This window comes from Bacteroides mucinivorans, assembly GCF_034654355.2.
Lineage (GTDB): Bacteria > Bacteroidota > Bacteroidia > Bacteroidales > Bacteroidaceae > Bacteroides > Bacteroides nordii.
On the sequence record NZ_CP178179.1, the window covers coordinates 3,795,225 to 3,810,479 of the forward strand.

At 36.9% G+C, this 15,255-nt stretch carries 5 protein-coding genes and 4 pseudogenes; 4 read left to right on the top strand and 5 right to left on the bottom strand.

Going from position 1 to position 15,255, the window contains the following annotated elements:
• Positions 1–52: 52 nt before the first annotated feature.
• From VCM39_RS14660 to VCM39_RS14675, 4 genes and pseudogenes are all read right to left on the bottom strand, one after another.
• A complete protein-coding gene (locus VCM39_RS14660) occupies positions 53–2,788 on the bottom strand; it encodes a glycoside hydrolase family 38 C-terminal domain-containing protein (RefSeq protein ID WP_322932979.1) in 2,736 nt (911 codons plus the stop codon).
• Between the two features lie 56 nt (positions 2,789–2,844).
• Complete coding sequence (locus VCM39_RS14665) at positions 2,845–5,229, bottom strand: chondroitinase family polysaccharide lyase (RefSeq protein ID WP_322932978.1); 2,385 nt, start codon at positions 5,227–5,229, stop codon at positions 2,845–2,847.
• Positions 5,230–5,252: 23 nt separating this feature from the next.
• Entirely contained in the window at positions 5,253–7,358 is a 2,106-nt protein-coding gene (locus VCM39_RS14670; protein ID WP_221648874.1) for an alpha-galactosidase, read from the bottom strand.
• Between the two features lie 325 nt (positions 7,359–7,683).
• Positions 7,684–7,962: pseudogene (locus VCM39_RS14675) on the bottom strand (UTRA domain-containing protein); the annotation flags it as partial.
• A 607-nt stretch (positions 7,963–8,569) separates the two neighbouring features.
• Here VCM39_RS14675 and VCM39_RS14680 point away from each other — a divergent pair.
• The 3 pseudogenes from VCM39_RS14680 to VCM39_RS14690 form a co-directional block, all read left to right on the top strand.
• Positions 8,570–8,656 (top strand): annotated as a pseudogene (locus VCM39_RS14680) (GGGtGRT protein); the annotation flags it as partial.
• Between the two features lie 114 nt (positions 8,657–8,770).
• A pseudogene (locus VCM39_RS14685) lies at positions 8,771–9,403 on the top strand (hypothetical protein).
• 113 nt (positions 9,404–9,516) lie between these two features.
• Positions 9,517–9,603: pseudogene (locus VCM39_RS14690) on the top strand (GGGtGRT protein); the annotation flags it as partial.
• A gap of 385 nt (positions 9,604–9,988) precedes the next feature.
• Here VCM39_RS14690 and VCM39_RS14695 read toward each other — a convergent pair.
• Complete coding sequence (locus VCM39_RS14695; protein WP_322932975.1) at positions 9,989–12,970, bottom strand: hypothetical protein; 2,982 nt, start codon at positions 12,968–12,970, stop codon at positions 9,989–9,991.
• Between the two features lie 518 nt (positions 12,971–13,488).
• On the opposite strand from VCM39_RS14695, the gene VCM39_RS14700 reads away from it, so the two are divergent.
• Positions 13,489–15,237, top strand: coding sequence for a glycosyltransferase family 39 protein (locus VCM39_RS14700; protein ID WP_322932974.1), 1,749 nt, complete (start codon positions 13,489–13,491; stop codon positions 15,235–15,237).
• Positions 15,238–15,255: the final 18 nt, after the last annotated feature.

A 15,255-nucleotide genomic window follows, 5' to 3' on the forward strand; every position in this document is an offset into this window, starting at 1 on the left:
TACCGGTATATTGGTGTATCGGTACTTAAGTAAACAATATACGTTTATTGTTTTACCAGATTAGATAACTATGAGGAGCAAACTTATTCAATTTTATTTTAAACGTACCTTGTTTTATTGGAATAGGCATTCCTTCAGGCACCCCTCTCAAATTGACAGGTTGCGCTATTCCATCAACAAAAGTCGGCAAAGTTACTTCACATCCTCCTGAGTTACCTGCATTTTCCCAAAGGCGGAGTAATTTTCCGTTACCATCTGGATTCTTGCCATATGCAGTTACTAACACTCCTTTTTGAGAAACCTTTATTCCTTCTCTACTTGTAGGTAACTTTCCACCAGGAGTAGTAGCAATTCCTATTTGTAGCGGTAAGCGAGCCTCCCACGCTGGAGTAATTAAGCCGGATTCATCGTTATCCTGTTCATAATTTACCCAAATACGAACCTCCGAAGTCAGATTTCCACTCCAAAAAGAAGTGAAATTGGTATTCCAACGATTATTAAACAGGTTTAAGTAAATATGAGATTGGGGATTCTCATATTTGGGAGAAAAGTGCATGAAATTCAAATTCCCCATTACAAAGGCCGGTGCGTCCAACGGACAAATACCGACTGAATAATCCGTATCTTTTATCATAATCCCGGAATTCGACCAAATGTAATTAAATTGACTACCTTCAATCAAGTCTTTTGTAGGATCAATGACAGACCCGACCCGTCCGATACGATATTCCGGATTATCCATTTTGAAAGGCAAAGACAACCATCCGGCTTCAGCTTCTTCTGTTGCAGGTTTATTCACCACATTTAGTTTTAAATCAATATACGGAAGATTTTCATACAACGTAACTACCAGACCGGCCGTATGCTGTCCTTCACCAAGGGATAAAGAAGGAATTAACATACCTTTAATGAATGATTTGTGGTTTTCCACATAGAATTCCATCTGTCGTGGAGATTTGTGACATGCTTTTGCCTGTTTGTCCAAATACGAGCTTTTACCGGTAATCGAATAATGCGATTTTTTATAACCATCAAAAATATACTCTTTCAGATATTGTAAAGACTGTTTCTGATCATATCGTTCATATATATATGAGCCGAATTTATTAGTTGATTCAGTATCGATCAGTTCCCTACGATTAATTTTGTCCCATACACTTTTAATACACCCTTCGCGAACATCAAAAGTAATCTTATACCACTTATTTTCAATATAGTTATCCCGTTCATTACCTTTCAGTGTACTGTGTGTCTTTTCGGTAGTTCTATCTGTCAGGACATAGGTTTTGTAACCATTGGCGGGAATATCTTCTGCAAAAAATGTACCCAAGCGGTTTGACGTATTTCCATACACTTTCAATTCGTATATTTTATTTGTACCAACTTCTTTTATATACTCCGCCCGAATGGATCCTTGAGTTGGCATTGCAAAATTGACCATACCACTTCTTCGCCATGGTAGAGGATTGTAAACCACGAAGCGAAGACCGTCTTGTGCCACATTGTCAGCCAAAGTATATAATTCCCGTTCCAGTTCAGGGCGTAGAACTTGTTCTGCATGATTGATGTAATTAGCATGTTCCCTCCACGATTCCTCCATATGTGCATAAGCGGGACTTAAACCGGATAAATACATTTTATTCCACTCTTTTCCAATCATACCCGGTACGAAATGCTGATTTGCCAATCCCCATGTATGTTCTCCGAACATCAAGCTTTGGTCATAAACATAAGCTAACTCTTCATCTATTTCATAGGACATAATTCCCCATTCTTTTACTTGAGTATGCAATGTTTCTAATGCCGGAATGAGAGGGCGGACACGACGGGCTATACGAGTTGCATTGGGACTGGACATAACTCCATGTACCCAACTATCAGATATATCTCCTCTAATTATTGGAAGAGTTGGATTTTCTGTAAAGATGGCTTCTGCAAAATCCGCCATTTTCCCAATATGGATTTTGGCCTTCGGATATTTTTCTTTGATATGTTTGATAGTTTGTTCCACTTTTTCAGCAGTCGGTGGACCAGCATTATCCCCTGCATGTACAAATGTTAACCAAGATTTATGTTTCCAACCTTCCGGTGGGAACATTCCTCCTCCATATCCTTTTGAAAACATAGTCAGCACTCGCGAACCATCCGGTCCTTCCCACCAAAAAAGTGTCGGAACATTTATTTCCTGATTTGTTGGATTAGCTCCCATGTGAAAGAATTTGATACCTGCATGATGCAAAATAGTTGGTAAAATCCATGTATGCCCCGGCACATCAGTCATTTTTGCGTCTATTGGAAGTGCCAACCCATACTGCCTTGCCAACATTGATGAATATCCCAGTCCACGAACCAAGTCTTCAACCTCTAAAGTTTCAGTATGGGTTGTATAAGGTAGTGCATGTGTTACCAAATTACCATTTTTCAAAGCTTTTTCAATACGCAATCTACGCTCAGGAGTTTGTTTATCCCAAAGCATTTGTTTTAATGGCCATCCGGGAATTGTCCACACAAACTGCTCGTCTTTCATTTTATGGGTATTCCTGTCTATTACATCCATTGCCTTGTCGATCATGAATGTACGGTACTCATTAATTACATCACGTGCTAAAGCCGAGTATCCTATGTCAAAATGACTCTTGAACACTAAATAAAAGTCCATTTCCTGTGTTGATACTTGTTCAACATCGTCATTTTCATGTTTCTTGTAATTGTCTGCCTGTGCATTTATATGTCCAGTATAGACACAAAAATAAGTTAATAAAAACACAAACCATTTTATTTTTCTCATAATATACAATAAATTAAGCAATACACATACATTTATATTAACAAGAATTCTAAAATTTACTCTTCAGACTTCAATGTAATGTAAAGCGGTAATCCGTCTTTCAATATTAAGACTAATTCGGTATTATTCCCTACCTTTGAACAAGATGAAACACCCTTCGGAAACGATCCGGTTAACTTCCATCCCCCCCTCAAAATCAAAGTAGAAACCGTGGGAGCAGAATGCCACTTCTTACCGTCTTCCGTCATTTCAGGCCTCAAATCCGGACTACACACGGCAAGCTTTAAAATCTCATTTTCTGGTTCTGCCCTCTCCATCAGTAAAAGTGGAGAATCTACCGAACACAACATGCCTTCCTGCAAAAATTTTGCAGGAGCAAATAACGCATAGGCCAACGTATTAGAAGCAATATGCTTTAACACATGCAGCGAATCCTGATGTTGCCTTACGTCAAAAGCACCATTTTCTTTACAAAACAATTGCCTGGCATAGGTTGACATTCTCTTTGGAGTCGCTGTAGGAACAACGGCAAAACAATACTTTTTACGTATCGGCTTTATACCATGATTAAAATATGCTTTAGTTGCACAAAGAGTACCAAAAGACGAATCCGTAATACCTTCCGGACCAGGTGTATACTGATCTTTATAAGAAACCTGCAAAGGATCATTTCCGGAAGGAATGATATATCCTGTGCTACAAGGAGTTATCAGCCAGTTATTCTTATCATTATACAAAATCAAGCTTTCTCCCTTCTTCAATTTTTTTCCATTTACAACGGGAGTTTTATTTTCTTTATAGTCTATTGCCTGAAACAGATTTGTAGCAGTAATCCAGTCATCAGAATAGTTTCCGTATGAACCGATACCACTCCCCATACTTACCAATATACCATCAAAAGCAAAAACCGATTTACAGAACGACAAATTGGTAGGCTCAAACCGTCTTCCTCCCCAATAATCACCCTGGTCGAATGAAGCGGCAAATATACCGCAGTCTCCCCACGACAAAGCACCGGAAAAATTGGTCGTTTTAGCCCACTGGTCAAAACGGGATGTATTGTCCTTATTGGGAAGCATCTCATTCCAATTGGTATAATGTACCGTTGTCGCCCCAGGAATAACGTTCCAGTCCCAACCACCTCGTTCTCCACTGAACCGTTCCCATCCATCCGGATATCCCGACTTTTTCAAAGATCCGTCGTACATAATTTCCAAGGTACCATGACTTTGATAACGACCAAAACGATTCGTACCACTATACAATTCCCCCCCCCAAAAGCGGGTCGTCGGACACCTCATAGTAGCGAGCCAGTTATCATAACGATAAACAGCTGCCGGGCTGTAATTAAATTGATAAAATCCATCCAATTTATGAGGACGAATTCCTTTATAATAATTCGTTTCAAAAAAAGCATTGTAATAAGCTGCCAAATCTTCATCTATCTCTTTTCCTTCCAAATCTCCTCCGATCTCTATCAAATTACGGAACAGTTCAGCACCAAAATCAACTTTCAAGCCCGCAAACGGATGACGACCTGCCATACTATTAGCAAAGTAATGTGCATCACCGGACGTTGGTAAAGTAGCCATCAAATACTCACTGACTACAGCCTTTTTCATCCTCCGATAAGCATCAACCTGAATCTTAAAAGACGTTCCTCTTAATCGGTACATGTATTCCACCCAAGTTTTATAAGCATACATATAACCATTATAATGTGTTCTATGATGAAAACCTGTCCCATCAACTTTGAGCCCATCCCGATCACCGCATGTGTATTGCGTACAGGCCGACAAATAATCCGAGAAAGCCTTCATGTCTCTGACAGCCAGATTTTCATCAGGCTGATACAATGCACAAAAAAACAAATGTGGCAACATATTATACATATAATCCGTATTCACATTCTGCCTAATTATAGCCTCATCTTGATGCAGACGATCAAATTCCACTACTTGTTTAATTACTTCAATCAACCGACTTTTCTGTTCGTCACTGCAAGCCGGCAAAGCTGCCAACAAATGAAAAGGAATTTGTCTCACCATTCCATAGTCGCTATATACCAATTTGGGAATACGGGTAATAACACCATTTTCCAAAATAGCATCCATATATTCATTAAAATGAGCTCCTTCGGGATGTTTTAAGATAGCGGCAGAAGCCCAGGCATGTACATACTTCGAAAAAAGGATAGCCTCTTTCTTATCCAATACTTCCGTCGCACGAACCTTAATCAGTCCAACCATACGTTCAGAGTCCTTCCAATCCAAATCTGTTACTTCGTTGCAAACCAATGGAAACTGTTTCCTCAATCGATATAAATCCCGTTTTCCCTCCGGTACATTTTCCAAAGAAGATGTAAAAGAAAAAACTGTGGAAACAGACAAAAAACAAAAACAAAGTAAAAGAAAACATCCATTTATCTGTATACGTTTCATAAATCTATTTATTTAATAATCAATTATCTACTTTCAAAGTCTATCAATACGATCTCTCCGGGATTCAATTCAATAGAAACAGTTTCTCCATAACAATATAACTCTTTCATATTTTTTTCTTTAAGTTGGCTTATAGGTGAAGAGACACGAAAAGCTGTCGAGTTATCCGGATTCAGCCCAAGGACACGATCCAATGTAAATGTATACTTCTGTGCTTTGTCCGATGGATTGTGTATTGAGATATACCCCATTTCGTCACTCCATCCGCTATATCCGTATATTTCTTTATATTTTGGAGAACCTCCGTGCATCTTTACATGTTGGAATGTTGGAAAGAACTTATGACTCCATTTCAATCCTTCCGCCAATACATCCCAATCACTTGACGACAATTGATGCGTTTTAATATATAATTCAATAAATCCCGTACCACGACTCAAATTCATATATAAGTATTTTTTAAATGAATCTGCCGTTTCATCGAATTTAGTTTTCTTAGGTTCGTGGTTGAATATGGCATTTATAGGAAACTTCGTATTCTCTTCTGTCCATATTTGATAGTAAATATTGTCTCTATACACTAATTCATCCGTACGGTTACTGCCTCCTGCCGCATCGTCTGCATTAATAAGCCACACAACATCAATATATTGCAGCCACCACGAACTAAGATAAGCACCATTCGTAATGGCAATAAATATCTCAGGATTAATTTCAGACAAACGATCAAACATGTGTATCAATCTTTCCGTAGCAGCAGTCATATAATATAATTTCACTTCATCATAACGGGAAGTATTCAACCTACGATCGTTAGAAGCAAATTCCTCCGTGTTAAGCTGAGGAACAGCAGGAGTCCCCCTACCATTGAGTTCAAAATCACGGATGTTGAGATGTCCGAAAAGTCCATCGAATTTGAAATAAGAAATTCCTTTTGCCGCCAATTGACACACACGCTGTTCTAACTTATCCATATACGTTTTTCCAGTCATGGACATGCCATAAGAAAGTGACTCAAATCCATATTCTTTCATTCTGGGAACCATAGAAAGTCCTCCTAATATGGAAGCCGGACTTAACCAAATACCCAATCGAGAATTAGCTTTGTGTACAGCACTGACACTTTCGGAAAAATAAGGAGAAAATTTCGTCTTATTTATTGTCCAAACGGTATCTGACCAGTCAGCAGTAGCACTAATATCCTGCCATCCATCATCTATCACATACGCACTAAGAGAAGGACATTTACGGTCAACCACCAATTCTTTCTGTATTTTCTCAATACTTGAAATAAACTGTTTCTCTGTTACACGATTTCCATAATCAAACCAACTGTTATATTGAATCTGCAAGCGAAGAGGACGTTTCCTAATTCGTTTAATATAAGTATAGAAAGCATCGTCTATATATTTGACATCATCAGCCATACCTACCACGCTTTTATATGAAGTATAAATTTCTCCTTTTTGAAGTGTTTTTCCAATCAAATAGCTACAAGATATAAGATTATTGCTTACGGTGTTATAAGCCGCCGGAAACTCCATCCCCCAAAATGTACCGGTCTGCAATGTGTAAATCGGTTGTCCCAGCCCCGGTTTCCACTGCGAAGGGGCTTGTGCAGTAATACTTTTTATTGTATAATTCTGAAAAGCATCTTCCAAAGCTATAGATTCCACATCAACTTGCTCAATGGTCACCTCCTTGTTTGGTATAATTTGAATAAACTTACGACAGTAAGGTTCCTCCTCTTTCAATTCGTAATACAAGATTATTTTCATATCTTCTTTACTATTATATAATACGAACTGATAACTCTGTTTTTTTTCTTTATCATTAGATGAATTTTGTACCTTTTCTACTCGAAAATCTTCAGTATTGACCAAACGATCTGTACCGATTTTATCGGTACCATCAGACAAGCGTAACGCAAATTCATTACACGAAAGAGGAGATAGTTTTACTCCAACAAGTTTGTTTTCAATAAATAAAGTTCTCAATTTACCATCTTCAATACTTAGCTGTCTGGAAAGAAAGCGGTTCTCAAGCTTGAAAATATTCTCTTTACCCTGTACAACCGTTCCCGTCGCAAACAGAGTAATTAGTACTGCAAATATTTTAGTTATTCTCATGACATAAAAACAGTAAAAAAACAATTACATTACAACACCGGTGTATTCTATATAGCCGGGGTTACATTTCATTTTGTAAATGTACAAACAAGAAACTCGTTTAATACACCTTTTTTATTCAGTAATATTACAATATTGTATACTCCTTTAAATAACTCTTTTTATTTGAACAAAAGAATATTCCTTGTTTCGGCATATCTTTCAAATGTAACAAACTACTGCTACAAAAGAATAATGATTTTGATAACAAGTAAGTTAGAACCCAGTTTTGTACAAAAGTACATTTGTATTGAACAATAATAAATAATATGTATGAATATATTTTCTACCTTTCCACTTCTATTGTGTAAGTAAAGCTATCCGCCCGGTAATATCCGATGTTATATTCAATAGGTACTCCGTTCACATCATAAACAAATCTTTTCCTTATTAATATAGGATCACTGGATTGGATCTCTAGTTTTTCTGCAATAAATTCCCCTGCAAGTCTCGCTGAAATCTCCTCCTTGCTGGTCTTTACCACTATATTATATTGAGTTTCCAGCATATCGTATAATTGGCGTGTATAATCTTCCTCCCCGGTCAATGGAATATTTGGGTTGAATATGAAGAGGTTTATTGCTGTTATGGTCTATTTTCATATCTATCCGGATTGGTTTATTTTCAGCAAATATAAGATTTATCAAAAAATAATCTAATTTTTTGATATAAAAACAAAATCTATATATTTACACAATATAAAGTATGTGCGAACATATAAATTTAAAAACAAGTATAAATACGAGAAAAGCTAATTATGATAAATTTCCTTCTACGAAGTCGACGGGGATGCTTGTTCAGGGTTGGGATGTATTACAAGAATAATTACCTTTGTACTTGATAATTTAATGCTTCACAACTGTTTCATTAAATACAATCGAGAGATGATTAACATACTGGAAATATGGAAATAGCAATAGTTACACAGGTGTAAATCAAGAGTTCTAACAGAAGCAGAAGGTTACTTTGTAATCTTAGATGGTCAACACAGGAGTACTCTAGTACTCGAACAGTAGAAGCGCTTAGACTATCAGAGAGCCATAAGAGAAAATAATCAACTGAATAACAAAGGTTAGTGGTCAGTTATTTGCGACTTATTCACGACCATTCAATAACATAACGATCTATGATAGATTAGTAAGTGGTTACAGGGATGCAATACTATTATTTATCATAGTATGACAGATACGATGGGCCGTATGCACTCAGACACTCAGTTCGCTGGTTCTTCATCGGTTCCTGCTCACGTAGAAATGATGCAATCCCGTTCAACATATCACTTGTAAAGTTGTTCAATAACCATAAATTGATTACATTTGCATAAACTCATAATCATAACAAATTATGGAATACATTAATGAATTTCACAAGCAATGGATAGAGCGTACTCGCCAATCAATAGCATCTTGGAGCAAGCAGCCTGCATCGTTAGAAGAAGCAAAGAAGCAGCAGGAACGCTTGAACCAACAGAGAGCTATAAGAGAGGGCAAATCGAAGAACTAATTTCATTCGCCAATTCAAATGATTTATGGATAGACTTCAATCACATCCCTACCATCTATTTAGATAAAGGAGGTGAGAATGAAGTCTTTTACGATGGTGCAGCAACCATATATAAGCTGAATAACTTTGAATATGCAGGCGATGATTTAGGAAATTTCTTTATTCGCATCTCTGCACATAACAAGTTCTTTAGTAATGTACCCTATCAGATGATAGGCTTTGCCTATAATAGCCAGCAAGAGTTTTGTGCTGTTCTAATCCAACCTCACATACAAGCAGAGCGTGAAGCTACAGAAGATGAAATCGTAGAATATATGACAGCTCTTGGCTTTGAAATGGATTACATAGACGAATTCCATAACTAAGAATACGAAGTGTTTGATGCTGTCCCTAACAATGTGCTTTACGGAATAGACAATGACTTATACTTCATTGATACGCAAATCAGATTAAGGCCTCAATCCTATAAAGATTACTCTCGTCTAAAGGGAATTAGCCCATAATGCAGCCCTTTTTGATAATTCGTTCTTTTACTTATTAACAAGGAGTTTATCTTTGACTATTATAGCATTGATTAATAGCTAATTGCTAAACCTTGCAGAGATACTGAGTCGCTGCTTCTTACGGCATGACGGACACTATGGGCCGTATGCACTCAGACGCTCAGTTCGCTGGTTCTTCATCGGTTCCTGCTCACGTAGAAAAGTGATTGAAACAAGCTCAACTTATCTTCAATAATTAAATTAGACAGAAGAAAAGAGTTATTAAAACTTGGCTTGCATAAGACCACAAAATTATAGAGTTTCACCCTAAAATGTTATACAATATATTAACTTGAATTATCGTTAAATACAAACCAATCAACAATCTCTGTCACAAAAGTAGTCTCCCCTTAGGAGGTTGATTGAGCATACAGATATGTGCGACTGGAGAGATATAGAGTATGCCATTGAATTACTGACACAAACTATTTTGAAAATTGATAAAGAATCAAATAAATATTTATTTAAATAAAAGAGAAGACATAGATAAAAACGACGCCTTCTCCACAGAATATTATTAATTAAAAACTTATCATAGAATATACTTTACTCTCTCACACAACGGATAGCCTGAGCAAATCCCTGATATGAAAGTCTCATGTTATGAGCATTATAGGAAGATTCAAGTGACCAGGCTCCATAACGCATTCTTCTATCACTTGTTCCTGATATCAATTCACTCCGATTGTATCCAGGTCCTACACTTGACGACCAATAATAACCGGTACTACCTGCACTTTCCAGATTACCTGTCATATTATTCAAACGACCGGTAGCCGGAAAAAAGACAGAACGATATATCTTCTTTGAAGTATCAAAATTATAGTATAGTACTCCCTGATAAGCAGCTCTACTATTGTTTAATGACACACCATAGTTGCCCGAAGAAGCTTCTTTTATAGGTCTTCTGTCAAAAAAACCATCCGAATAAAAAGTAAAAGATGTGTTTTTCAATTGTTTACGAGCTGTTCCACTTTTACCATAAGGATACGTTCCCGGCCCTGTATTGGTTGAAACAACATTGTCATAGGTTGTTTTATAATCAGCATTTGAAGAAGCATTCCCCGCAAAAGGCACTAAGAATAAAGAAGTTCTGAATTCAGAATACTTTATATCCGCTTTCTGATTTTCAAAATCAGTGGCAGAAGAGCCTGCAATCGGCAAATAAGGATAATATCCATTAGTAGATATCTTATTCGTATATCCATCTGTAGGCCGACGATATCCCGGAGGACAGACCTCAAATTGATTTTTATACACTGATATGCCGGTAGCTCCATCCCACATAATAGGGAATTCACCGTATCCCCACGGGAAAGCCGTACTGTTCAATGATTTTGTTGGATTATAAGCTCTACGATAATAACTACTATAATCAGTAGAAGATCCCAGATCTATCGCCCACTGAAAAAAGGCACCTGCCTGCGAAGGAAAATCAACGAAACGAGCCCCCCTTATACCAACATTTTCATGGGCAGGATTTCCATTTCCAGCCAATCCTTCCGTTGTTAAATTAAGAGGTGAAAACTCCGTAGCCCCAAGATTGCGCGAATCTGCAGCTAAAAGACGCATATCCTCTCTGACTTCTGAACTTATCAAAGTTCCACCATTCCAGCCATTATACACTTCTCCCGGAATCGGATCATCCGGACCATATATATAATGTGGCGCTTCTCCCTGCCGGACATAGATAATCATAGTCGGTGACCACGTAGCAGAAAGGCGATATTTCAAATTAACATATCCAAACTTTGGAGTTGCATCTTTATTTGCTACAAAATTAGCGCTTTCTTTTACGCCAATACGGAAATAAATACGACCTTTAAGACCTGTAATATTATAACCTGTTTCCCCTTTATATTGATTTGGGACTACATGGTATTTTTCAGCATCTTCCGGTGATTCGGTTCCTACCCCCGGATCAAAACTGGGGGTTGCACTTACTACCAGCCAATCCCGAAACTCAGCAGGCACCTCCACTGACCAGTCCCAGTTTACACCATGTTGCCCAGTAATGATACGTTCACCTTTCTGATTGTGTTTAAAAAAGACTCCATTAAACAAACCTTGTCCGTTTTTAGTGGGATCATTAACAAAGCGTAAACCTTCTTGTGTTACCACCACTTTTATTTCCCGCTGCAAAGCATTTTTTCCATCTTGTTCCTCCGCTGACAAAGTCAACGTATACGTACCAGTCATATTCTCAGTTCTGATATGTGGAGAACCGACAACCGTATTTGTACCATCAATCAACAAATCCATATAACCACTACCAGTCAGCGGATCAAAATAAAACCGGTAAGGATTGGAATTATTGATTTCATCTATTGCCAAACAGTTAAAAACCTCATTAGTAATACGTTTCGTAACCTCTCCCTGCTTTTGCACAGTATTCAACACTCGTACCACCGGCATATTCGACCAGAAAGAAATACGAACCCCGTTCAAGTCTGTCATTTTAACTTCTTTATGAGATACATTTAAGATACGATTATCCACTATCTCCCAATCATTATCATCAGGAATCCATAGAGAAGGCTTTATATTTACCTCCAAAGGTGCTTTTATGACAGCCGTTAAATCGAGCCGGGCATTTGCCGGCAATCTATAATCCGGATCAGATAAAATTTGCAATTTACATGAAGGGCTATAATCTTTTATCATATTAACTGTAAAATCAACTGCATTTGCTTCCATCGTTTTTGTCGCAAAATAACTGGAAGGAACGATTACTCTTTTTATTCTGGCTGCCCAAACCAAATCATTCGCTTTATCCGCAGAAGTTAGAAAAGCCGGATTTATCTCAAAATAACCGGCATTATCATTAAGTGTAAATTTACGTATTACATTTCTGGTTATCGCTGTTCCATTGTAAGTTAAAGTTGGATCATCATATACCCAACCAGATACAGGATCACTGGGTAAGCCATGTACCAACGACACGCGATCTGGAAGATTCGAGAGAGTAACCCCTTCGAATACAGTAGAATTGAAATCTCCCAAATCTATTTTAGATTTTAAGACAACATCAATACGGGCAGCAAGTCGTCTTAATTTTACAACCAGTTCTGTACTTACAACGCTGTTTATTTCGATTTTTCCTCCGGCCAACACTTTTACACCTCCGTTTTCTGCTATCATAGGAATAATATAATCCGAATTAAAAAACTCTGCCGGATATGCAATTGACTTTACATCATCATAGTGATTAATACCATCAAGTAATGTTTGGATATCCTGACGGAGAGGTTCATTACACAGAAAAATAAAATTATATTCTCCTTGTTTAATAGGATGCTGCAAGGTAGTTCCGGCCAACACAGCACCATAATAAAAAACATTACTTTTACATATATTAGTAGCTTTATCAAATGCCAATACACGAAGCGTTTCAACTTTATCATCAATGCCATCTCCCGGCTTCGAGCCCTCATAACTACGGGTATTAATACCCGTTATCGTCACATGGCCCTCCTTCGCATTCGTTTCAAACTTCTCGTCAAAACAAGAAGTTAATAATAAAAACATAAATAGAACAGATAGAGGCAAATAAATTCTTTGTCTATTAATAAACATATAATCCTTGGTTTTAATTCTTCTATGTACTGGTTTTTGTCTCAATGACACCTAAAAAAGAGTTTCTCTCTTTTCCAAAATATTCGAACATAAAGATGTATCTTATCATCCTGCATCATTTCAAATGTACAAAAAATAAATGTAGCTTATGGTTAAAAAAAAATAAAAAGTAAAATTAGTGATGGCACATAGCTCTAATTTATTAACAAAAAAATCATTAAGAAATGCAATTAGTATATTTTATTATTTAACATATATCTAATTTTTCAAACTCTAGTTCACGTATATCATGTCTGTTATTTCTCTTTGCCAACAATACATAGCTACATTAACAATACACTGATAATCTACTCTCCATTGTGTTGCTATGTTAACAACAATGACTATATTTGCATATGATTCTTATTAAAGAAGTATAAAGTTAAATCTGAGTTCTCATTTATCAGGGATATATAATAAACTTCTCTCTAATGAAAACAATCTCTCAATTATATCATCTTATTGAAAACAATCCGGGAAAAGCTTTCGGAATTACTTGTCTTCTCCTTATAGTTTATCAATTAATATCTGTCTTTTGGGGCTTCGAGTTATGTGATTCAGGATTCTATATGACTTTCTACGATCATATCTTCAAAGCTCCTGAAAGTGTGGAATATAACTTCATGTACTATCTAAGCGGAGTTGTAGGAGGAACTTTCATTACTTTATTTCCCGATGCAGGAATATTCGATATACGTTTGTTGGGAGTAGTAAACAATATGATTACCGTTTATCTGGTATATAGACTGCTCCGCAGACATATCCATGTATCGGCTATAATCATTGGAGTTTTACTGGTTATTATTTCTTATGTAGGTCTACCTATGGCTTTCTACAATGATCTGATGACATGCCTTCTATATGTACTTGCTGTGTTTTATTTATTTAAAGGGCTAAGAAGTAATAATAATCTATGGTTCATTATCAGTGGAATTATAGTTGCATTAAACACCTTTGCACGTATTCCGAATATACTCGATTATGGCATTATTCTGCTTATAATTCTGCATAAACTTTATTATAAAGAGAGCGCTCGTCGTTGTGCCGGCAGATGCCTGATCTTTACACTTTCGTTCATCACAGGAATTATAGGTATTATTTTACTAATGAAAATTTTAGGGCATTATGAATATTTCATTCATAACTTGCACGAACTGACCTCTGCTGCGGGAGACGATAGCGGAACCAGTTCCCATACCCTGGCCAATATGATATTTGCTCAGGTGAGAATCTACTATCTGGTTTTCAAGTTCGGAGCGAAAATACTCTTACTTTATGCTGTTCTTCTATTCTCTCTTAAATATGTAAGAAATGCTCTGTTACAATTACCTATCCGAATCATTGCTTTCATAGTACTGGGCATTCTTTTCTATAGAGAAAATGCCGTAATTATCCTCTGTGCTTTCAGTCTGATAGGGTTAGCAGGAAATATCTTTTTGAATAATGACAAAACAGTCAAGATGTTATCATGGGCAGGACTTTCTATGATCCTGATCGTACCACTTGGCAGTGATGGGGGCATGTACAATAACGGAAGTATTATCTATTGGTTAGGATTACCTATGGCCATCTCGTTTTACTTTTCCATAAAAAACAAAATTCTTCCTCCCGTTTTATCTGTACAAATGGTAAGGAAGACGTTATTGCTTACCTTGAGTATATACATTCTAATATGTGGAGTAAAAACTGTAACAGAAGGAGTATACTTTGACGGAGGACCACTTTTCGAGAAGCGGTTCTCTATCCGGAACGAAAGAACGAAACATGTTTATACTTCTCATGAAAGAGCCGGGATAATAAATGACTTGTTAACAGGAATAAAGCCATATATTAAAGAAGATGACTGCCTGTTTGCTTACGGCAGTATACCCGCCATTAATTATATGACACGAACCAAGCCCTTCATCGGATGTTCCTGGCCAGAATTACTAAGTGCACCGCTACTAAAACAGAAATTAAACAATTACAAAGGTCCACTTCCAGCTATATTAAGACAAAAATTTGATAGCATAGGAAAAGAGTTCGGAGCACCGGATGAGAACTATCTGATTGATTGCGGAGTGGAAGCAGGTACTTTTAAAAGTAATAAAAAGAGCCAGGTGGTAAATGAATTTATAGAAAAGAATAATTATAAGATAGTTTTTGAGAATCAATATTTTATTTTATTCTTGCCGCAATAAAGAAAAATCCTTCAGTTA